This window comes from Xanthomonas sacchari, from assembly GCF_040529065.1.
Classification (GTDB): domain Bacteria; phylum Pseudomonadota; class Gammaproteobacteria; order Xanthomonadales; family Xanthomonadaceae; genus Xanthomonas_A; species Xanthomonas_A sacchari.
Genome location: NZ_CP132343.1, coordinates 2,616,583 through 2,636,609, shown reverse-complemented (window position 1 = coordinate 2,636,609; position 20,027 = coordinate 2,616,583). Strand labels below are relative to the sequence as shown.

Annotated in this window: 19 protein-coding genes; 5 read left to right on the top strand and 14 right to left on the bottom strand. The window is 70.7% G+C overall.

Translation table 11 applies throughout. The features are described from left to right. Positions 1-9: 9 nt before the first annotated feature. The 5 genes from RAB71_RS11205 to RAB71_RS11185 are packed head-to-tail and all read right to left on the bottom strand — an operon-like array spanning position 10 to position 3,721. A complete protein-coding gene (locus tag RAB71_RS11205) occupies positions 10-660 on the bottom strand; it encodes a DUF3299 domain-containing protein (protein ID WP_029561737.1) in 651 nt (216 codons plus the stop codon). After that, complete coding sequence (locus RAB71_RS11200) at positions 647-1,243, bottom strand: DUF3299 domain-containing protein (protein WP_010340378.1); 597 nt, start codon at positions 1,241-1,243, stop codon at positions 647-649. Before RAB71_RS11200 ends, RAB71_RS11205 begins: the two co-directional genes overlap by 14 nt. Positions 1,244-1,245: 2 nt before the next feature. Then, a complete protein-coding gene (locus RAB71_RS11195) occupies positions 1,246-2,499 on the bottom strand; it encodes an FtsX-like permease family protein (RefSeq protein WP_199774604.1) in 1,254 nt (417 codons plus the stop codon). 2 nt (positions 2,500-2,501) lie between these two features. Then, positions 2,502-3,215, bottom strand: a complete 714-nt coding sequence (locus RAB71_RS11190) for an ATP-binding cassette domain-containing protein (protein ID WP_010340376.1) — start codon at positions 3,213-3,215, stop codon at positions 2,502-2,504. Continuing rightward, positions 3,212-3,721: a DUF2796 domain-containing protein gene (locus tag RAB71_RS11185; RefSeq protein ID WP_050946516.1), complete on the bottom strand. Its 510-nt coding sequence runs from the start codon at positions 3,719-3,721 to the stop codon at positions 3,212-3,214. The genes RAB71_RS11190 and RAB71_RS11185 overlap by 4 nt, the downstream gene beginning before the upstream one ends. 189 nt (positions 3,722-3,910) lie before the next feature. On the opposite strand from RAB71_RS11185, the gene RAB71_RS11180 reads away from it, so the two are divergent. The 3 genes from RAB71_RS11180 (at position 3,911) to RAB71_RS11170 (ending at position 6,334) form a co-directional block, all read left to right on the top strand. Then, positions 3,911-4,141, top strand: a complete 231-nt coding sequence (locus tag RAB71_RS11180) for a hypothetical protein (RefSeq protein ID WP_010340374.1) — start codon at positions 3,911-3,913, stop codon at positions 4,139-4,141. Positions 4,142-4,497: 356 nt separating this feature from the next. Beyond that, positions 4,498-5,778: a phospholipase D-like domain-containing protein gene (locus RAB71_RS11175; protein WP_010340373.1), complete on the top strand. Its 1,281-nt coding sequence runs from the start codon at positions 4,498-4,500 to the stop codon at positions 5,776-5,778. Between the two features lie 274 nt (positions 5,779-6,052). Further along, positions 6,053-6,334, top strand: a complete 282-nt coding sequence (locus RAB71_RS11170) for a hypothetical protein (protein ID WP_010340372.1) — start codon at positions 6,053-6,055, stop codon at positions 6,332-6,334. Between the two features lie 167 nt (positions 6,335-6,501). Here the strand turns inward: RAB71_RS11170 and RAB71_RS11165 are convergent, their stop codons facing one another. Both RAB71_RS11165 and RAB71_RS11160 read right to left on the bottom strand, forming a co-directional pair. Beyond that, positions 6,502-8,223: an ABC transporter ATP-binding protein gene (locus RAB71_RS11165; RefSeq protein WP_010340371.1), complete on the bottom strand. Its 1,722-nt coding sequence runs from the start codon at positions 8,221-8,223 to the stop codon at positions 6,502-6,504. Positions 8,224-8,274: 51 nt separating this feature from the next. After that, on the bottom strand, positions 8,275-9,336 hold the full coding sequence (locus RAB71_RS11160; protein ID WP_010340370.1) for a hypothetical protein: 1,062 nt from the start codon (positions 9,334-9,336) through the stop codon (positions 8,275-8,277). Positions 9,337-9,521: 185 nt separating this feature from the next. Between RAB71_RS11160 and RAB71_RS11155 the strand changes: the two genes are divergently transcribed. Both RAB71_RS11155 and RAB71_RS11150 read left to right on the top strand, forming a co-directional pair. Continuing rightward, positions 9,522-11,030: a B12-binding domain-containing radical SAM protein gene (locus tag RAB71_RS11155; protein ID WP_010340369.1), complete on the top strand. Its 1,509-nt coding sequence runs from the start codon at positions 9,522-9,524 to the stop codon at positions 11,028-11,030. Continuing rightward, a complete protein-coding gene (locus RAB71_RS11150; protein WP_010340368.1) occupies positions 11,027-12,310 on the top strand; it encodes a nucleotidyltransferase family protein in 1,284 nt (427 codons plus the stop codon). The genes RAB71_RS11155 and RAB71_RS11150 overlap by 4 nt, the downstream gene beginning before the upstream one ends. Positions 12,311-12,474: 164 nt before the next feature. Here RAB71_RS11150 and RAB71_RS11145 read toward each other — a convergent pair whose 3' ends face one another. The 7 genes from RAB71_RS11145 to RAB71_RS11115 all read right to left on the bottom strand — a co-directional run bounded on the left by RAB71_RS11145 (position 12,475) and on the right by RAB71_RS11115 (position 20,021). Beyond that, the gene (locus RAB71_RS11145; protein ID WP_010341678.1) at positions 12,475-13,611 is read right to left on the bottom strand and encodes a glycosyltransferase family 4 protein; all 1,137 of its coding nucleotides are present in this window, start codon (positions 13,609-13,611) and stop codon (positions 12,475-12,477) included. Next, entirely contained in the window at positions 13,608-14,756 is a 1,149-nt protein-coding gene (locus RAB71_RS11140; RefSeq protein WP_010341679.1) for a glycosyltransferase family 4 protein, read from the bottom strand. The genes RAB71_RS11145 and RAB71_RS11140 overlap by 4 nt, the downstream gene beginning before the upstream one ends. Positions 14,757-14,758: 2 nt before the next feature. After that, positions 14,759-16,270, bottom strand: coding sequence for a B12-binding domain-containing radical SAM protein (locus RAB71_RS11135; protein WP_029561917.1), 1,512 nt, complete (start codon positions 16,268-16,270; stop codon positions 14,759-14,761). 23 nt (positions 16,271-16,293) lie between these two features. Continuing rightward, entirely contained in the window at positions 16,294-16,989 is a 696-nt protein-coding gene (locus tag RAB71_RS11130; protein ID WP_010341682.1) for a class I SAM-dependent methyltransferase, read from the bottom strand. Next, a complete protein-coding gene (locus RAB71_RS11125; RefSeq protein WP_010341683.1) occupies positions 16,986-18,218 on the bottom strand; it encodes an amidohydrolase family protein in 1,233 nt (410 codons plus the stop codon). Before RAB71_RS11125 ends, RAB71_RS11130 begins: the two co-directional genes overlap by 4 nt. Positions 18,219-18,220: 2 nt before the next feature. Then, complete coding sequence (locus tag RAB71_RS11120; RefSeq protein ID WP_041500185.1) at positions 18,221-19,069, bottom strand: class I SAM-dependent methyltransferase; 849 nt, start codon at positions 19,067-19,069, stop codon at positions 18,221-18,223. 106 nt (positions 19,070-19,175) lie between these two features. Beyond that, on the bottom strand, positions 19,176-20,021 hold the full coding sequence (locus tag RAB71_RS11115; protein WP_029561918.1) for a Wzz/FepE/Etk N-terminal domain-containing protein: 846 nt from the start codon (positions 20,019-20,021) through the stop codon (positions 19,176-19,178). Between the last annotated feature and the right edge of the window lie 6 nt (positions 20,022-20,027).

Sequence of the window (20,027 nt, the reverse complement as noted above, 5' to 3'; positions counted from 1 at the left end):
ACCGCGCCCTCAGCCCTGCACCGGGGTGAGCGTGGCGTCCTCCGCCTCGTAGGTGGCATTGGCGATATCGGCCTTGAAGTCGGCCAGATGCAGCCGCCCCTGCAGGTGGAACGGGTCCCACAGCTCCGGTACGTCGATGGGGATGCGCAGCACCACATGCAGGATCTGGTTCGGTGGCGGCGGTGGTACGTGGATGCAGGCGCCATAGAACGGCACGAACAGCAGTTCGCTGACCTTGCCCTGGTCGTCGCTTTCCAGCGGCACCACGTAGCCGTCCAGGGCGAAGCGTTTGCCTTCCAGGCCCTTCACCACTTGCGACGAACCGAACTGGGCGGCGCGCTGGGTGCCGGAATGGTCGATCGGCATGCCATTGACCACGGACGGGCCATCGTCGACGGGCGCCGGCTGATCCATCACCGCGGCGTCGCCGCGCCAGGCCGCGTTGATCCGCGGCGGTGGTCGCTGGTAGATGTCGTTTGCCGGTGCCAGTTGTTCCCAGCTTTCGACGGTGTCCGGGGCAGCGTCGGCTGCTGCGGTCGTGTGCTTTGCTGCCGGTGATGGTGTCGGCGTGGCGTCCGGCTGCTTCCCGCCATCACCGTGGCAGCCCGCCAGCAGGCACAGCATTCCAGCCAGCAGGAGATGGCGATCAGCCTTTTTCATAGGGATGCAGCTGGGCCTGCTCCATCGTGTAGGCGGTGCCGGCGAGTTCGCCGTGCAGGATTTCCGCGCGCAGTTGGCCGCTCAGGTAGAACGGGCTGTACATGTCGGGCGGGTCGATCGGGGTATCCAGGCGCACATGCACGATCTGGTTCGGCGGCGGCGGTGGCACGTGGATGCAGGCGCCGTAGTACGGCACGAACAGGAACTCGCGCACACGGCCGGCGTCGTCGCTGTCCAGCGGCACCACGTAGCCCGGCAGGCGCACCTTGCGCGCCAGCACGGCGGCCACGGTGTTGTAGGTGCCGGTCTGCGGCATCGCACGCTTGCCGGTGTGGTTGACCGGCGCTTCGTCGCTGTTTTCCAGCGCCTTCAGTTCGGCGGGCGGCAGCATCGCGCTCCAGTCCAGTTCGCGATAGCCGTCGGCGTCTGGATCGCCCAGCGGCGGGTTGATTGCCGCGTCGTTGGCTGGTGCTGGCTGCGCCGGCGCTGTCGCCTGCGCTTTTTCCGGGGTGTCGGGTTGCTGCTTGCGGCCGCAGCCGCACAGTAGTGCAAGCGCCAGCAAGGAAAGGATCCAGCGCGTCATGTTCACAAGTCCGGCGAGAGGCCATCGGCCAGGGTGCGGCGATAGGCCAGCAGGGCCGGCACGATGCCGGCGAGCACCCCGGCCAGCAACACGCAGCCGAGCCAGCCCCATTCCGCCGCGCTGGGCGCGATGCGGTTGATCGCCAGGCCGAAATGATCGAGCACCCAGCCGCGCGCCAGCCAGCTGGCCGCCGTTACCACCGACAACGCCAGCGCGCACGACACCACGGTGACCAGGCCGGCCTCGAACAGCAGCAGCCAGGCGATGTCGCGCGGTCGTGCGCCGACCGCGCGCAGGATCGCCATCTCGCGCCGGCGCTCCTGCAGCGTGGCCACCAGCAGCGCGACCATCGACACCAGGCCGAGCAGCACCACCAGCGAGGCGATCATGCGCAAGGCGCCTTCGGCCGTGCCCAGCGTGCCCCACAGCTGTTGGAGGGTGACGCCTGGCATGATTGCCAGCATCGCTTCCTCCGGGTACTCGTTGATCCGCCGCTGCACCGAGAAGGTGGCGATGCGGGTCTTCAGGCCGAGCATGAAGGCAGTGATGGTGTCCGGGGTCAGGTCCATCGCCCGCGCCTGCGCGGCGCTGACGTGCTGGCCCGGCAGGCGCACACCGAAGTGCCAGTCGATATGGATCGCCTCGATCGCCTGCAGCGAGACCAGCACGCTCGAGTCCACCGGCGTGCCGGTGCGACGCAGGATGCCGACGATCCGGAACGGTTTGTCGGCATGGGTGGCCAGGCTGATCCGACCGGTGCCATGGGTCAGCACGATCTCGTCGCCGAGGTGGCGGTCGAGCGCGGCAGCGACGTCGGCGCCGATCACCGCATCGTAGAGGTCGTCGAACGCCCTGCCTTGCGCGAACGCCAGCGGATGCTTGGCACCGTAGTGGTAGTGCTCGAAGAATCCGGTGCTGGTGCCGACCACGCGGTAGCCCCGGTAGGAATCGCCCAGCGACAGCGGCACCGCCCACTTCACCTCGGGCATCGCGCTCAGGTCCTGGTAACTCTGCCACGAGACGTTGTTGGTGGCGTCGCCGATGTGGAACACCGAATACAGCAGCAGGTTCACCGGACCCGAGCGCGCGCCGACGATCAGGTCGGTGCCCGACACGGTGCTGGCGAAGCCTTCATGCGCCTGTGTGCGGATGCGCTCCACGCCCAGCAGCAGCGTCACGCTCAGGGTGATCACCAGTATCGTCAATGCCACGCCCAGGCGCCGGCTGCGCAGGCTGGCCAGCGCCAGCGTCAACAGCGTCATCGCGCACCTCCGGCGTTGGCGCGGTTGAGTGTGGCCAGGTCGGCCTGGGCGTCGAACAGCGGTGCGATCGACGGATCGTGGCTGACCACGATCGAACTGGTGCCGCCCTGCCGGCACTCGGCGAACAGCAATTGCAGGAAGGCCTGTGCCGCGACCGGGTCGAGCGCGGAGGTGGGTTCGTCGGCGAGCAGCAAGGGCGGCCGCGCGATCAACGCACGCGCCGCGGCCACGCGTTGCTGCTGGCCGACGCTGAGGCGCGCGGCCGGGCGCGACCACAGCGCCGCCACGTCCAGGCCCAGCGCGACCATCAGCCGCTCGATCTCCGTGTCCAGCGCCTGCGTGCCCGCCGCCAATCGACCGCGGCGTGCGGAGAACTGCAGGCCCAGCGCGATGTTGTCGCGGGTGCTCAGGAACGGCAGCAGGTTGAATTGCTGGAACACCACGCCGCAGTGGTCGGCACGGAAGCGGTCGCGCGCGGCCTTGCGCAAGGCCGCCAGGTCCTGCCCGGCCACGCGCACGCAGCCGGCCGTGGGCTGCAGCACGCCGGCGATCAACGCCAGCAAGGTGCTCTTGCCCGATCCGCTGGCGCCGCGCAGCAGCAACTGCTGCCCGCGCGGGAGCGCGAACGCCGCGATGTCCAGGACCGGCGCAGTGGCGCCGGGATATCCGAAGCGGACCTCGCTCAGTTCGACCACATGCGGCTGGCTCATTGCGGCAGCGTCACCCGGGCCTGCCCGGCCACCACCTCGGTGCGGCCCTGGCCGGCGGCGGTGGCGACGTCCACTACCGCTGTGTGCAGCCCCGGGAAACGCTGCGGCAGCAATACCTGCAGGTGATCGAGCCGCGCCGGCCGCGCGCAGTCGAAGGTGTAGTGGGCGTGGAATTCGGCATGGCTGTGGCCCGGTTCGTCCGGATCGGCCATCGCCACGTCGTAGCCCTCGGTGGTGACCTGCGCACGGCGCAGCGAACACGCCGCCGCGACCGGGAACTGCAACCAGCCGGCAGCGCGCAAGGTGGCGACCGCAGCTTGCAGCCGCTGACGCTCGTTGGCGTCGCGTGCGGGATGTTCGAAGTCGAGGATGCCGATGCCGGGCGCACTGAGTTGCACGTCCACGGCGGTGCCGTCGACGGCGACCTCCAGGTTGGCCTGGCCGTGCACGTGCGGGCCATGGTGGCGGATCGCAGCGGCAGATGGCGAACTGGCGGAGAGGAGCAACAGGATCAGGGGAATGCCAGGTCGCATATGCAGCGCATCGGTTGAGTTACACTATAACATTATTGAGCAATCGAACGTCGGCGCAAGCCTGTTGCTACCGTCAGTCAGCCGCGGTTCGCATCCGGCCATCGCCGCCTCGCTTCGGAGGCCGGGCCTGCGATGCACGGCGCCGAACTTCAAGGAACCTCCATGTCGTCTTCCATCGTTCCCGACAGCTACACCGCCTGGCGCCACTGCATCGAGGTCGACTGCGGCCTGCGACTGGAGCCTGCCTACATCGCGCAACGCATTGCCGCCCTCAACGACCCCAGCGACCACCACACTCAGCAGTTCGTGCGCTGCTGGGGCGAGCTGCATCGCCAGCAGGTGCTGCAGTGGTTCGCGCAGGCACAGGCCGCATCCGCCGACGGTCGCGCATGAACCCTCTCGCGCGGCAGGACGCAGTCGCTGGTGCCGCTGGACGGCGATGCATTCCTTCTGCGAACGCCGCACGGCCGGACGTGCTGAACGCGGCGCGGCGCGGCATGACGATGCGCTGATCCCAATGAGGGCAGTGATTCGTCAAGCGATCGAGGTCGGCGGCGGCCGGCGCACACATCGGCTGCGCGCTCTACTCTGATGCGCTGACGCCCCTGGGCGGGAACGCCAACTTCGCCGGAACCATCTCACTGACACGTGCGTTGCAAAGCAGGCTGCCAAGCTACGACGGCTGCCGGTAGCATGCACGCGCATCGCCGCCGGCATCCACTTCCCACGCTCCCGCAAGGACACCCAACGTGCCTCTCGCTTCCATCGCCAGCGCGCATCCCGCGCGCCGCTTCCTGTCCGTCGCCCTGACCTGCCTGCTGCTGTCGGCAGCCACCGGCGCCGAGGCCCGGCCGCAGCCCTCACAGTTCCAGATCGTCGAGAGCGTGCCCGAGGCCAGCGTCTACGGCGAGCCCGGGGTGCCGCGCACCCAGCAGACCTGGCTGGCGATGATCAACGGTGCCAGGCGGCGCATCGACATCGCCGCGTTCTATATCTCCGAGAAGCCCGGCACCGGACTGACCCCAGTGCTGGACGCGCTGGCCGCCCGCGCCCGCGCCGGCGTGGCGGTGCACCTGCTGGTCGACCATACCTTCCTGGCCAAGAACCCGGACAGCGTCGCCTGGTTGGGCAAGGTGCCGGGCATCACCGTGCGGGTGCTGCCGGTCGACACGCTGACCGCCGGCGTGCTGCACGCCAAGTACATGATCGTCGACGATGCCAGCGTGTTCGTCGGCAGCCAGAACTGGGACTGGCGGGCGCTGGAGCAGATCCACGAGATCGGCGCGCGCATCGACGACGCGCGCTTCGCCAAGACCTTCGCCGCCAGTTTCGACTACAGCTGGCGCCTGGCCGAAGAAGGCAATCTGGCCAAGGCGCAGGCGCGCGGCGTGCAGCCGCCGGACTTCGCACCGGTCACCGCCACCGACCCGGTGCTGCTGGATGCTCATAGCGACGCGCCGCTGATCGCCTTCCCCGCCTTCAGCCCGCCGGCGCTGCAGCCGGCCTGGGTCACTGCCGAAGAGCCGGCGCTGGTCGAGATGATCCGCGCCAGCCAGCATGCGCTACGCATCCAGGTGATGACGCTCTCGGCGATCCGCAGCTTCGGGCCCAAGGGCTGGTGGGCGCCGGTCGACGGCGCCATCCGCGACGCCGCCGCGCGCGGCGTACAGGTGCACATCATCGTCGCCGACTGGGCGCTGCGCGAACCGATGCAGGCGTACCTGAAGAGCCTGGCTGCGCTGCCCAATATCACGGTGAAGTTCAGCCGCCTGCCGCCGGCGCCGCAGGGCTTCATTCCGTACGCGCGGGTCGAGCATGCCAAGTACGCGGTGGCCGACGACCGCAGCAGCGTCATCGGCACCGGCAACTGGGAATGGAGCTACTTCAACACGGCGGTGGACGCCTCGGTATTCGTCAAGGGCAAGGACCCGGCCGAGACGTTGACGCGCATCTTCGACCGCGACTGGAACGGCCCCTACGTCACCGCGCTGCAGCCTGGGCAGAACTACGAGGCGCCGCGTACCGAGTAGTCGCTGAGTCGTCCTGCGCGGCGTGTGCGTCCGTGGGCGGGCCGGCGCGTGTCAAAGCATGCGCTCGGCCCGAAGACACAGCGCCGCGTCAATGCGCTGCGTTGACCTTTCGGATGCTGCTGCGACGGTCTTGCGCGCCGATCCCTACGAAGTCTTAACCAGCGCTCCCTATCCTAGCCCCGCGCTGGAAGGCGCCCGCTGCGCCAGGCATTGCCGCATGCGCCGCGACGCACGCCTCCAATTGCGTACGGACACCCACACACAAGGAGACGCCATGAAGAAGCTGCACGCACTCGTGTTCGCAGGAAGCTTGCTGGGCCTCGCCGCGCCCGCCTTCGCCGAGGTCGCCAATCTCACCAACAGCGCCGACGGTGCCAACCGCGACGCCGGCATCGCCGCGGTCAAGAAGAAGTTGCAGGATGCCTGCACCGAACGCAAGGGCAAGCCGGACCCCAACTCGTTCGAGGTGGTGTTCGAGAAGACCAGCCAGAATCCGGACGTGCCGAAGCCTTACTACGTGGACGGAAAGATGAAGTGCGATCTTCCGCAGGGTTGAACGCGGTTCGTCGTGCCTTCGCTTGACAACAAAACCCCGCTTGCGGGGTTTTGTTTTTCTGTGGCAAGCAAACCCGCGATTGACTGTCGCGAAGAGATGGAGCGTTGTAGCGGGCTGAAAGAAGGATGGCGCCGCGACAAAAGCGATCTCAACGGAGTGCGGTCGGCTCAGGAAGCCCGGTCTGCCAGCAGCAACGGAGCGAACGCGGCGCGTTGCACCATCACGCACTGGTCGGCGATGGCAGACAGGCCGAGCCGATGCGAAACCGCCACCAGCGCCGTCTGCGGCAGGCGGCGCCGCAACGTGCTCAGAACCTGCTGTTCGGCGACGGCGTCGAGCGCGCTGGTGGCTTCGTCGAGCAAGGCCACGCGCGGTTGCCGCAGCAGCACCTGGGCCAGCAGCAACCGCTGCAGTTCGCCGCCGGACAGGCGCGCGCCGGCGCCGTGTGCGGCGGTGTCCAGGCCGGCGCCGCCCTGCAGGCGTGCGGCTAGGCCGACGTCGCGCAGCGCTTCCCACATTGCCGCCTCGCTCGCGGCTGGCGCCGCCCAGGCCAGGCAGTGCCGCACGCTGTGCTGCCAGGGCCGCACGCCCTGGGCGACATAGGCCAAGGGCTGCAGCGCGGCGCGATAGCCGGCGAAGTCGAGCGCGCGGCCGTCGCAGTGGGCCGCGAACTGCGGAGGCGCGACCATGCCTGCCAGCGCGTCCATCAGGCTGCTCTTGCCGACCCCGGACGCGCCGCTGATCAGGGTCAGGGTCCCTGGTGCCAGAACCAAATCGTTCAAGGCGACCGCGGCCAGCGGCGGTGCCAGGCCGATGCGCTCGATCTGGATCGGTGCTGGCGACGTCGCGTCGTCCGCTGCAGCGGACGGCGCTGCCACCGCGGTCTGCATCGCGGGCGATGGCGCGCCGAGCGCCACGTAGCGCTGCCATAGGTCCAGCGCCGGTGCGGCCGAGCGCAGTTGCTGCACGCTCTGTCGGGTCGAGACCAGGTACGGCAGCAGCCGCCCCAGCAGCAGGCCGACGGTGATCAGCGCGCCGCGGTCGATGCCATGCCACACCCCGGCCAGCAGCATGATCGCGGCGATGGCGGCCACAGCCGCCAGTTCCAGCACCAAGCGACCGGAGGCCACCAGCGCCTGCTGCCGCGCATAGCCATGCGCCAGCCGGCCGGCGATCGCCTCGTAGGCTTCCTGCTCGCGCGCCTCGCGTGCGAACGAGCGCACGTGGCGCAGGCGCCGCGGGAAGTCCTCGCTGAGCCAGAACAGGCGGGTCATGTCGGCGACGTACTCGCGGCTGACCCGGGCCTGTTCGTGGCCGGCGATGCGGAAGGCGAGCAGGCCCAGCGCCAGCAGCGGCGGCAGCGCCAGCACCAGCATGGGCGAGACCAGGAACGCGGCGGCCAGGCTCACCGCCGCGGTGATCGCCGCCACCAGCAACTGCAACAGCGCGCTGAAGCCCTGCACCACGATCTCGACGTTGTAGGTGAGCAGGTTGGCGATTTCCGCCGAGCTGGCGTCGGCCAGCGCCGGCAGCGGCGCCTGCAGCAGGCGCGCATGCACCTGGCGGCGCAGGTCCAGCGCGTGACGGCTGGCCAGGTCCGCGGCCAGGCGCGTGCCCCACCAGCGCAGCAGGGCGAAGCCGCTGCTGGCGGCGACGAACAGCAGGGTCTGTGCGAGGAAGCCGTTCGGCAACGGCAAGGCGTGCCCAGCCAGGGTCAGCACATGCCCCGGTTGCACCAACGGCACCAGCGCGACCGCGGCGAGCGCACCGGCGAGCGCACCGAGCAGCGACAGCAGCACGTACCAGGCGATGCGCAGGCGCTCGCCACGGCCGAGCACGGCGACGAAGGCGCGCAGCAAGTGCGAGGCCGGATCCGGGCGCGCGCTCATCGGCACGCGCCAGCGGTGCGCATCGCTGCCTTCGTCGCGCGGCGCGGATCGTCAGGCCAGCAGCGTCTGCAGCGCATCGACCGAGGCCTCCGGATGTGGGCCGCGCTGTAGTTCGTACACGCCCAGCCGCTGCAACTGGCGGGCGAACAAGGGCCAGTGCGGCTGGCCCGCGGCGTAGGGTTGGTCCGCAGCCAGGCGCGCCGCCACGTCGGCGTCGGGCACAGGCTGCAGCAGTCGCTGCGGATCGGTCGCGATGGTGGCCGACACGAAGACGGCCGCGACCAGCCGCAACGGCGCCGGTGCCAGGCGTCCCTCGCCGTGACGGATGTCCACCTCGTGCTTGAGCGCACCGCTGCGGCGGCGAATCATCGGCGCCGCGGCGATCCAGACGCGGGTCTGCGGGTCGAGCAGGCGCAGCAGTTCCGGCCGCAGATGCAGGAAATTGCCGATGCCGGTGGCGAGCAGGGATTGCGGGGCGACGAACAGGGCGTCCTCGGCGAGGAACTCCAGCCCGCGCAGCAGGCTGTGCAGGGCCAGGGTGGATTTGCCGGCGCCGCTGCCGCCGAGCAGCAGCACGCCGCGGCCGTCGCGGCCAACGCAGGCGCCGTGCAGCGGCACCAGCTGCATGCCGCGCGCGGCGAGCACGAACACGGCGAATTCGATCAGTTCGTAACGCACGTGGTAAGCGTGGGCGAGCATGTCCTCGGACACCACCAGCAGCGCCCTGCCCTGCTCGGGCACCAGCACCACGTAGTTGTGCGCATCGATCACCCCACTCAGGACGCCGGCGCCGGAATGGGTCTGCACCGGCGGCGGCTCCATCGCCAGTGCGTACGGGGCCTCGCCGCGGTCCACCAGGGTCAGCTCGATACGGAACGCAGCGCTCTCCGGCAGGCGGTGCGCCGGCACCGCGCCGAAGGCGGCCTCTACCAGCGCCAGCAGGGCCGGGCTGTTGCTCTCGAAGTGGAAGCGGCCGCCGAGCAGTTGCTTGCTGAGCGTGTGCGGGCGGCGCAGCTGGGTGTGGAACGGATCGCACGGGCCGCCAGCGGCGACGACAGGTGCGGCGTGGTCGCCTGGTTCCACGTCCAGAACACGCGCGGTCGATCGCTGCATCGGAGAAGAGTCGCTTGGGTGGATGCAGCGTGAGTGCGCCTGCCGTGGCCGAAGGTTGCGCGGGCGAACGCCGGTCTTTCGCGCAACCAAACGGCACAGCCCCGGCACCTACCGCCACGGCCACCTGCGCGCGGCCATCGCTGCATGCGCCCTCCCCCCGCGGCGCCGAACGAGACCTTTCGCCGATGCTCAAGATCCAGGTCAGCCACGCCTACTTCCTGCGCTACGACCCCAAGCAGTGGGAGCGTGGCAAGCCCTATCCGCCGCTGGCCACGCTGCAGGTGGCGGCGCTGCTGCGACAGCACGGCCACGCGGTGACGCTGTTCGACGCGATGCTGGCCGAGGGCGTGGAGGACTACGACCAGGCCGTCCGCACGCAGCGGCCGGACCTGGTGGTGTTCTACGAGGACAACTTCAACTTCCTCACCAAGATGTGCCTGAGCCGGATGCGCGAGGCCGCGTGCCGGATGATCGCCAAAGCGCGCGCCAGCGGCAGCCGGGTGATCGTCGCCGGCTCCGATGCGTCGGATCACCCGGACGCGTTTCTTGCCGCCGGTGCCGACGCGGTGCTGATCGGCGAAGGCATCGCGGCCTTGCTGGAACTGGTGGCGCGCCTGCAGGCGGAACCGGACATCGCGCCGGCGCGCTGGGTGGCCGGCATCGCCGAGGTGGCCAGCGCCGTGGCGCCGCAACTCCGGCGCGCGCAGATCGGCGCGCGGCCGCCGGATCCGCGGCTGTCGGTCACCGCCGCCTGGGACCTGCTCGACATCGCGCGCTATCGTGTGTTCTGGCAGCAGCGGCACGGCCATTTCAGCCTGAACATGGCCGCCTCGCGCGGTTGCCCGTTTCGCTGCAACTGGTGCGCCAAGCCGATCTGGGGCAACCACTACAAGCGGCGAGAGGCACAGGACGTGGCCGCGGAAATGATCCAGCTCAAGCGCAGCTTCGCGCCCGACCACGTGTGGATGGCCGACGACATCTTCGGCTTCCACGTCGACTGGGTGGAGGACTTCGCCGACGCACTGGCCGCCGCCGATGGTGCCGTGCCTTTCACGATCCAGACCCGCGCCGACCTGTGCAGCGAGCGCATGGCCGCGGCCCTAGCACGGGCCGGCTGCCGCGAGGCCTGGATCGGCGCGGAGAGCGGCAGCCAGCGCATCCTCGACAAGATGACCAAGGGCACCGATGTGGAGGGCGTGATTGCCGCGCGCCAGCGGCTGGGCGCGCAGGGCATCCGCGTCGGCTTCTTCCTGCAGTTGGGCTACCTGGACGAGCAACTGGACGACATCCTCGCCACGCGCCGGCTGGTGGCGCAGGCGCGCCCGGACGACATCGGCGTCAGCGTGTCCTACCCCCTGCCCGGCACCGTGTTCTACCAGCAGGTGAAGGACCAGCTCGGGCGCAAGACGCATTGGCAGGACAGCGACGACCTGGCGATGATGTTCCGCGGCGCCTACGACTCGGCGTTCTACCGCCAGGTGCGCGACCTGCTGCACCGGCAGGTGGACCTGCAATGTCGCGAGGATGCGTCTCCGGCACCGCTGCACGCGCAGGACCGGGCGACGCTGGAAGCGGACTGGGATGCGCTGATCGCGCGCGAGGCGCAGCATCGGACCGAAGCACTGCCCGCGCCGGCAGCCAAGGCAGTCGCCGCCGCCGGCAGCCGGCGCATCCCGTTGGTGCAACGCGCATGAACGACCTGGCGACGCCGGCGTCCCCGGCCGTGGCGGCCGATCTGCCGGCAACGGCATCCGCGGCAACGCCGGCGCACCTGCCGCTGCGGCGCATCGGTCGTGGCCTGCGCCGGGCGACCGAGACCCTGGCGCACGAGTTGGCGCGCCCGGGCGCGCCGATGCCGGACTGGCGTGGCCTGCATTGGCAACTGGCGGCGGCGGCAGCGGTCGCGCACGGCGTGGCGCCACTGCTGAGCCAGCGCACGCAGTGGCCGGACCGGGCCTGGCGCACGTTCCTCGACGGACAGCGCGAGCACGTGGCGCAGCGCTACCAGCGCATCGCCGCCCTGCTGCAGCGGATCGACGCCCTGGCGCAGACCGCCGGCCTGGCGATCGTGCCGCTGAAGGGGGCGGCGCTGCATGCGCTGGGCCTGTATCGGCCCGGCGATCGGCCGATGGCGGACATCGACCTGCTGGTGCGTCCCGAGGACGCCGAGCGCGCTGCGACGCTGCTGGGCGCGCTGGGCTACGTGGCCGAGTTCGCGCAGTGGAAGCACCAGACCTTCCGACCGGCACAGGCACAGGCGGTTGGCGGCCTGGGCGAGCACCGCGACACGCCGATCAACATCGAACTGCACGTGCGCATCCAGGAACGCCTGCCATTGCGCACTGTCGATCTCGGCACCGAGCTGCTGCCGCGCGACGGCACGCCCGGCCTGAACGCTTACCCGAGCAACGGCGCGCTGATGCGCCACCTGCTGCTGCACGCGGCCGGCGGACTGTGCAGCCGCAGCCTGCGGTTGATGCACCTGCACGACCTTGCCCTGCTGGCGCCGCACATGCGCGCCAGCGACTGGCAGGTGCTGATCGGCTCCGATGCCTGGTGGGCGTGGCCACCGCTGCGGTTGATGCTGCGCTACTACCGCACTGCGATTCCATCGGCGGTCCTGCAGCAACTGCGCGCGCAGTGCCCGCCGCTGCTGCGGCTGCGCGTGCGAGGATTGGACCTGACCGCGGCGTCCTGCTCGCAGCTGTGGCTGCCGGCACTGCCGGGCATCGAATGGGCGCGCTCGGGCCGCGAGGTGCTCGACTATCTGCGCCAGCGCTTGCAGCCCTCGGCGGAAAGCCGGCAGGAACGCGCCGAGATGATCCGCACGCAATTGTGGTTGCAGGGCCAGGACTGGGTGCGCCTGCCGCAGCGGCGCCGGATACTGCAACGGCTGCTGCATCCGGTACCGCGAATGGACACGCTGTATGCGGTGCGGACGGCGCTGCAGGGTTACGCGGTTTCGTCGGACTGACGCACGCCGTCACTGGACAGCGCGGTGAACGGCCGTTGTAGGAGCGGCTTCAGCCGCGACACGCGTCACCGCGAATGGCTGTCGCGGCTGAAGCCGCTCCTACAAGACGAGCCGATACAACGCGATTGTCGCGAAAGCGTGTTGTCCCAATGCCGCACTGCGCGTCAGCCATCCTGCGCCACGCGCCGGCCATCGGCGCTGCGCGGTGCACACAGGCGCTGGTACAGCGCGGTGAAGCCGCGCACGCTGCAGTCTGCGTCCTCCCGCACGGCGCGGCATTGCGCCGCCCAGGCCAGCCGCAGGCGCAGTTCGTCGTCACCGAGCACCTGACGCAGCGCATCGGCCAGCCCGGCCCAGTCGCCCACCGGTACCGCCAGCGCCGCCGATGGCGCCCACTCCTGCAGATGCCCGACCGCGGTGCCTACCGTCGGTACCCCGGCCACCGCCGCTTCCAGCAAGACCAGCGGCCCGGCTTCGTGCAGCGACGACAGCACCAGCAGATCCGCCGCCTCCACCAGCGGCCGCAGGTCGCGCTGAGTCTTGAAGCCGAGGAAGCGCACGCGCTCGCTCAGCCCCAGTGTGGCCACCAAACGCTGCATCGCGCCGTCGAGCGTGTCCACCCCGACCAGGTCGATGCGGAAGTCGACCCCGGCGCGGGCCAGCGCCGCGAGGGCGCGCAGCAGGGTCGTCTGGTCCTTGACCGGATTGAGGCTGGCCACGTGCAGCAGCCGCGCCGGCCCGTCGCCGCGCGCACGCGGCGCGCGTGGCGGCCAGGCGCGCAGGTCAACGCCCAACGGCACGCGTTCGGCGGCGATGCCCAGCGCCCGCAGGCTGTCGAGAATAGGCGCACTGGCCGCGGTCACTGCACTCGCCAGGCGCAACACCAGCGCCTCGCGCAGCCGCCCCTGCCATTTGCGCCGGCCGCCGTAATCGATCGCGTGCAGGGCGACGAGTTCGCCGCCGGCGATGTGCACCAGGCTCGGGCGCCGCAGCCAGCGCGCCGCCGCCACCGCGATCAGGCTGCAGTGGCCGGAGAACAGCGACTGCACCAGGTCGAACGGCGCGCGGCGGTGTTCGGCGCGGATCGCCGCGATCGCGCGCCAGCGCGTGCGCACCGCGCCGATGTTGTGAATGCGCGCCCCCAGCAGATCCCATTGCGCCGGCAACGGCTCCTGATGCAGCACGAACACATGCAGCTCGTGCGCGCGCGCCAGCCGCTCGATCAGGCTCAGGAACGCCGGGATCACCCGGTATTCGCCGCTGCGATCGACGCCGCCCGGCACCACCAGCGCCAGCTTCATAACGCGCTCCGCGGCGCGGCGTCGAGCAGGTGCGCATAGGCACGCGCCCAACGCCGGCCGACCGCCGCGAACGACAGCTGCGCATCGAAATGCGCGCGCACCAACGCCCGCGACGGCCCGCCGCGCGACGCCTGCACCAGCGCGGCCGCCAGGCGCTCGGCATCGCCGCACGGCCACAGCATGCCGACCCGGCCGCCATCGCTGAGCGCACGGAACGCCGGGATGTCGGTCAGCACCGGCACCGCGCCGCAGGCATAGGCCTCCAGCGCGGCGTAGCCGCAGCTCTCGGCCAGGCTGGCGGACACGAACAGGTCGGCTGCACGCATCAGGGTCTGGATCTGCGCGTGCTCCACCCGGCCCAGCAGGTGCACGCGGCCGGCCAGCCGCGGATCGGCCTGGATGCGCTGTTGCACCACCGGCAGCAGCGGTGCATCGCCGAACGCGCAGAACAACTGCAGCCCTGGCAACGTCGCGCTAGCGATGGCCACGCCATCGAGCACGGTGAGCGGATCCTTGCCCTCGCTCAGATGGCCGACCCACAGCACGCAGGGCGCGCCGTGCAGTCCGCTGTCGCGGCGCGCCTGAGTGCGCTCGCCGGGACTGAAGCGACAACTGGATTCGGGAATGGCGAACAGGCGCGTGGACCCGGCGAACAGCCCGGCGCCGACGAAGCCACGCGCCAGGTCCAGCGAGGTGAAGGCGATGCCGCTGGCGGCCGCGTACCAGCGCCGCCACTGCGGTCGCCGCCACCAGCGCGGCGGGCGGTTGGCGTGGTCCTGCAGCAGGATCGGCCGCGACGGTCGCCAGCGCGCCAGCATCGCCGCCTCGCGCGCGAACTGCAGGCCGTGCACGTGCACCACATCGACGTCGAGCTCGGCCAGCAAGGCGGCGATGCGGCGCAGATGGCGCCGGCGCCCGGCGTCGGCACGGCGCACGAAGTGATAGTCGACCCCGTTGCGCTGCAGCTGCGCATCGACCGCGGCGGCCTGGATCACCGACACGCGGGTGCCGGCGCTGGCTACCGCCTCGGCGATGTCGGCCAGCGATGGCCACAGCGCGAACGCCTGCTCCGGCGTCACCCCGTCCGGCAGTGGCACGAAGTTGAGCTGCACGGCATGCACGGCGCGGGCGACGTTGCCGGCCATGCTCAGATCCCGGACACCTGCGGCCGGTGCAGACGCACCAGCCGGTTGGCCAGGTTCAGCTCCCACGGCAGGTCGTAGCGCCGATAGCGGTAGCGCCAGGCGGCCAGCGCGCTGAGCCCGCGCTTGGCCCAGCCCGGCGAGCGCTGATCCTGCGCGGTGGGATAGCGGCAGCCGAGCACGGTAACGAAATCGCGGATGCGCTGGCGTAGCGCATCGCTGAGCCAGGGCGCATCGGCGTGGCAGGCGTAGTCCACCCACTGCGGCTGCGCCCACTCCTCCGGCGTGCGCGGGAACTGCACCGGCACGCCGTCGCGATCGAGCAAGGGCGTGCCGGCGCGGCGGCCGCGGTCCTTCTCGTGGCGGCTGCTCTCCGGCAGCGGGGTGTACACGTAGACGATGATTTCCGACTGCGGGTTGATCCGCTTCAGCTCGCGGATGAACTCGAAGGTCTGCTCGGTCTCGCGTTCGCTGTCCTGCGGCGGCGCGACCATGAACGACAGTTCCGGGATCACCCCGTTGCGCCGGCACAGCTCGGCCACTTCCAGCGTCTGGTCCGGCCGCGTGCCCTTGCGGATCTCCTTGAGCATCGCCCCGCTCGGCGACTCGGCGCCGATGTAGGCCATGCGCAGGCGGCTCTTGCGCACCAGCTTCCAGGTGCTCTCGGACAGGTTGAGCAGCGCGTCGGCGCGGGCGTAGCACCACCACGGCAGTTCCAGCTTCGCCATCACCTCCAGCAGCGGGATCATGTCGGCTTCGCGATCGAAAAAATTGTGGTCGAAGAACTGGATCGAATCGGCGCCCAGGCCGTATTTCAGATAGCCCAGCTCGCGCTCCAGGCGCGCCGCGGTGGGCAAGGCGGTGGCGCCGCCGAACATCGCCGCCACCCCGCAAAACGTGCAGCGGAAGCGGCAACCCAGCGCGGCTTGGTGCGAGGCGGTGCGCTGGCCGAGGAAGGTGCGGCCGAGGTAGCGGCGCGGCTCGCCGAGCTTCTCGTAGGGGAGCGACGGCAGCGCATCGCCGCGCTGGAAGGCGCGATTGCGGTTGTGCACCACCATCCCGTCCTGCTTCCAGGACAGCCCGTCGATCTGCGCCAGCGTCGGCCCTTCGCCGCGCAACGCGGCCAGCAGTTCCGGCAGGGTGTCCTCGCCCTGCGCGCGGATCGCATAGTCCACGTACGGTGCCGCCAGCGCGGTGTCCGGGTACAGCGTGGGGAAATAGCCGCCCCAGATGATCGGCAGTGCCGGGAAGCGCCCGCGGATGGCCTGCGACAGCGCGATCGACGGCGCCAGCTGCGGCCCGCCCATCACGCTGATGCCGACCGCATCGTAGCGTTGCTCCTGCAGCGCCTGCAGGCTGCGCTCGATGAAGTCGCGATCGACGTTGCCGTCGATGATGCGGCTGTCTCCGTGACGGTCCAGCGCCGCCGCCAGGTTCAGCAGCGACAGCGGGAAGCGGGCGCTGGACGGCTTGGTGATGGTGGGATTGACCAGCAGCGTGTTGGGTGTGGAGGACATGCCGGGCGAACGCAGGGCGGAGGTCACGGCAGGCGCCGCAGGCGCAGCACCAGGGCCACCGGCACCTGCAATGCGACGGGATCGAAATGGGCGCCGGCGGGAATGTCCGCCGGGTCGAGCAGCGGTTCGCTGACCGCATCGATGGCCAGCCCGAGCGCGGCGCAGGCGGCGTGCCAGTGGCTGTACAGGTGCTGGGTGTGGCGCACCGCGTAGCGCTGGCCACCGGCCTTGAAATCGCGGCGCCAGCCCAGCGCCGGGCCGATCGGATGCACGTCGCTGCACAGCACCCAGCCGCCGGGCCGGGTGACCCGGCGCAATTCTGCCAGGGCCGGCCCGAGCTGCGGCAGATGCCCCAGCGCCAGCGCGCACAGGCTCAGGTCGACGCTGGCGTCGGCCAGCGGCAAGGCCTCCAGGCTGCCCTCGCGTAGCGTGCAGCGGCCGGCCTCGACATCGGCCAGTTCCTGCGCGGCACGCGCCAGCATCTGCGGCGACAGGTCCACGCCGGTGACATGCTCGGCGCCGCGCTGCAGCGCATGCAGCAGGTAGCGGCCGCTTCCGCAGCCGGCATCGAGCACGTGCTGGCCGCGCAACGACGGCGGCAGCAAGGCCAGCATGGCGCGCTGTTCGGCCTGCATTACCGGGTTGTGCGCCTGCGCCGGGTAGCTTTCCGCCCACAGCGCGTAGGCGGCGAGCGGATCGAGAGTCGGAACGGCGCTCATGCGGGGCATTCCTGCGACAGGTGTGTCGTGTGTGAACGCGGTGGCGCAACGCGAAGTTCCAAGCCGGGCTCGAGCGCGAGCAGCGCTGGCTCGGCCAGCTCCGCGGCCAGTAGCTTAGGCGCGCCGTCCAGCGTCACCGGCACCGTGTCCACGCCGGCGGCAGCGAACCACGCGGCGAAATCGGGATCGGCGATCCGCGGCCGCCCGTCGCGCACGACCGCGCGCAATGCGCTGCGCGGCAGCCCGACCAGGCTGTTGGCAGGCGCGCCGCCACGGTCGGCGACGATCAGCAGATCGGCGTGTGCGCCCGGCGCCAGATGCCCGCGATCCGGCAAGCGCAGGATGTCGGCCGCGGCGGTGGTGGCCAGGGCCAGTGCCTGGCTCGCATCCAGGCCGTGGGTGGCGGCCAGGCGCAGGTCGTCCAGCAGGTCGCGGCCGCCGCTGACTCGCGCGTCGCTGCCCAGTGCCAGGCGTCCGGCCGCATTCAGGCGCTGCGGGTCCAGGGTGCGCCCGAGCAAAGTCAGGTTGCTGCTCGGGCACCAGACCACCGCTGCGCCGCGGGCGAGCACGCGGGCGACGTCGTTCGCACTGAGGCCCACACCGTGGATCAGCACCGTGTTGTCGGCCAGATAGCCGCGCCGCTCCAGTTCGGCGAGTTCGCCGGCGGCCACCGCGTCTGTGCCTTCGGCCAGATGGATCATCCACGGCCAGCCGGCGGCGGCTGCCGCGGTGAAGCTCTGGAGTAGCGGCGGCCCGTAGTCGGGGCCGTGCAAGGTGTAGCTCCAACCGAAGTCGCGCAGCAACGCCACCGGGAAGTCGGCCGCATCCAGCGCGGCATGCCAGGGATCGTGGTGCGCCACGCAGGTCACCCCGGCCAGCAGGTTCTTCAACCCGCCATGACGCAGCCGCAGCTGCTTGGGCAGGGCCAATGCGGCCGCCACCGCCGGCGTGCGGAAATGTGCGGCGAACGCGTCGATCCAGGCGTAGCTGTTGGCGAATGGTGCGGTCTGCGGCAACGGCGGCACCGCATTGACGTGCAGATGCTCGTGGGCGTTGATCAAGCCGGGCAGCACCAGGTGGCCCGGCAGATCGAGATGCAGCGCTGCCGACGTGACCGCCGCGGCGATACGGCCGGCACGCAGCGCCAGCGGGGCGCGCACGGCGCCGCTGGCGTGCGCGACACGCGCACCATCCAGGCAGACGTCGACGGGGGCGGCGGGCACGGCCATGCTCAGCGCTTGCGCAGCACGATCAGGAAGTGATCGCCCATGTCGCGCAGCAACGGCCAGCCGCCGATGCGGTCGTCGAGGCGGCCCAGCGCCTCACCCAGGCGCGGGTGGCGCTGGTAATGGTCGACCAGGTACGGCGGCGGCAGGCACAGGCTGAGCGCGCGATACGATTCAAGGTCGAAATGCGGCGCGAACGCGCGGTAGAACTCGCGTGGGAAGTAGTACCAGGTCCAGATCGTGTGCCCGTTCATGCCCACCGCGGTGGCGCCACGCGCGGCGCGGACCGCAGCACGGCGCAGGCGGCCGCGCAGCAGGTAGTGGCCCAACTCCCACGGGCACAGCCGGCCGATCACCGAGAACACCAGGCGGCCGTCGCGGCGCAGCAGTCGTGCGCACTGGCTGGCAACCTGCGGCAGGTCCGGCGCGCAGTTGAGCGGGCCGAAGTTGGAGTACATGCCGTCGAACTCGCCATCGAGCAGGTCCAGCTGCTGAATGCCGACGTGCGCCACGCTGAGGCGGCCGTGCAGACTGGGATCCTGGGCGCGGGCACGGGTACGCTCCACCATCTGCGGCGACCAGTCGGTGGCCAGCACGCGGTAACCACGCTGGGCGAAGGCATGTGCGTCCAGGCCGGTGCCACAGCCCAGGTCGACCAGGCGCGAGCCGGCCGGCAACTGCGTCGCCACCGTGTCCCACAGCGTGGTGCGCATGCGCTGGATCAGCGCGTTGTTGCCGCGCGGGCCATCGTAGTCGGCGGCCACGCTGTCGAAGGCGCGCTGCGTGTCCAGCAACCGCACCGGATCGAGAGTCGTCGTGTGCGCCGCGGCGCCCGCCTTGCCATTCGCTGTCACCTGTACCTCTCCGCTGCCCTGCCCGTCCGAATCCGCGCGAACCGATCGCGCGGGACTGCAGGTAGGTGCGGCGGCAGCGGCGTTTGGTTGAATCGGCGAGCTGCCTTCAGGCGATGGCGTGCGCCCGTACCGGACGCGCCTGGCGCCGACGCAGCGCGTTGCGTGCCACCGCCGCCAGCACGCCGCCACCGAGCCCGGCCAGCAGCGCCGCCGCCAGTACCAGCACCGGGTTGGGGAACGCCGCGCGTTGCGGCACGTAGGTGTCCCAGGGCGCCGAGGTGTCGTAGGTATAGCGCGTACCGAGCCGGCCGAGCAGGTCCTCGCGCTCGGCCTTGAGGCCGCGCAGCGTGCTGGTCTTCTCCGACAGCAGCATGTTGCCGAGCAATTGCTGCTCGACGCTGCCGCGGCCTTCGCGCTGCTGCTGCAGCAGGCGCTCGCGCTCGGCCTGGGTGGCGGCAATGTCCGCGGCCAACTCCTGCAGTCGCGTACTGGCCTGCTGCAATGGCCTGGCCTGGATGCGCCGGTGCAGCGCCTGCAGTTGCGCGATGGTGGCCGTGGCCAGTTGCCGCGCCTGCTGCGGCGATTGCGCGCGCAGGGTCAGCTGGATCAGGTTGGCGTACGGGTCCGGATCCAGCTTCAGGCTGTCGCGGTACAGCGCGGCCTGGCGGCTGTCCGAGGCCACGCCGACGCTGTGCAGCACCTGCTCCTGGAATTGCCGGGTCTTGATCCGGTCGATGACCCGCTGGAACGGCTCCAGCTTGGGGTCGCGCCCGGCCGGGGTCGGGCCGAACTCGCCGACCTGCACCCAGGCGGTGGCCTGCCACTGGCGGGTTGCGCCGTGCAGGAACAGCGCCGCCAGCGCCAATGCCAGCAGCAGCGGCAGCAGGCACCAGCGCCATTCGCGCCGCAGGATCCGCCACAGGTCGATCAGGTAGATTTCGTCTTGGGGCATGGCGGT

Excerpts from the sequence above, each read along its gene's own strand:
- RAB71_RS11140 (WP_010341679.1), bottom strand. The coding sequence starts at position 14,756 with ATGGCCGGCAACGTCGCCCGCGCCGTGCATGCCGTGCAGCTCAACTTC.
- RAB71_RS11180 (WP_010340374.1), top strand. The coding sequence starts at position 3,911 with ATGTCGTCTTCCATCGTTCCCGACAGCTACACCGCCTGGCGCCACTGC.
- RAB71_RS11150 (WP_010340368.1), top strand. The coding sequence starts at position 11,027 with ATGAACGACCTGGCGACGCCGGCGTCCCCGGCCGTGGCGGCCGATCTG.
- RAB71_RS11135 (WP_029561917.1), bottom strand. The coding sequence starts at position 16,270 with ATGTCCTCCACACCCAACACGCTGCTGGTCAATCCCACCATCACCAAG.
- RAB71_RS11145 (WP_010341678.1), bottom strand. The coding sequence starts at position 13,611 with ATGAAGCTGGCGCTGGTGGTGCCGGGCGGCGTCGATCGCAGCGGCGAA.
- RAB71_RS11125 (WP_010341683.1), bottom strand. The coding sequence starts at position 18,218 with ATGGCCGTGCCCGCCGCCCCCGTCGACGTCTGCCTGGATGGTGCGCGT.
- RAB71_RS11165 (WP_010340371.1), bottom strand. The coding sequence starts at position 8,223 with ATGAGCGCGCGCCCGGATCCGGCCTCGCACTTGCTGCGCGCCTTCGTC.
- RAB71_RS11170 (WP_010340372.1), top strand. The coding sequence starts at position 6,053 with ATGAAGAAGCTGCACGCACTCGTGTTCGCAGGAAGCTTGCTGGGCCTC.
- RAB71_RS11130 (WP_010341682.1), bottom strand. The coding sequence starts at position 16,989 with ATGAGCGCCGTTCCGACTCTCGATCCGCTCGCCGCCTACGCGCTGTGG.
- RAB71_RS11205 (WP_029561737.1), bottom strand. The coding sequence starts at position 660 with ATGAAAAAGGCTGATCGCCATCTCCTGCTGGCTGGAATGCTGTGCCTG.
- RAB71_RS11200 (WP_010340378.1), bottom strand. The coding sequence starts at position 1,243 with ATGACGCGCTGGATCCTTTCCTTGCTGGCGCTTGCACTACTGTGCGGC.
- RAB71_RS11155 (WP_010340369.1), top strand. The coding sequence starts at position 9,522 with ATGCTCAAGATCCAGGTCAGCCACGCCTACTTCCTGCGCTACGACCCC.
- RAB71_RS11160 (WP_010340370.1), bottom strand. The coding sequence starts at position 9,336 with ATGCAGCGATCGACCGCGCGTGTTCTGGACGTGGAACCAGGCGACCAC.
- RAB71_RS11190 (WP_010340376.1), bottom strand. The coding sequence starts at position 3,215 with ATGAGCCAGCCGCATGTGGTCGAACTGAGCGAGGTCCGCTTCGGATAT.
- RAB71_RS11115 (WP_029561918.1), bottom strand. The coding sequence starts at position 20,021 with ATGCCCCAAGACGAAATCTACCTGATCGACCTGTGGCGGATCCTGCGG.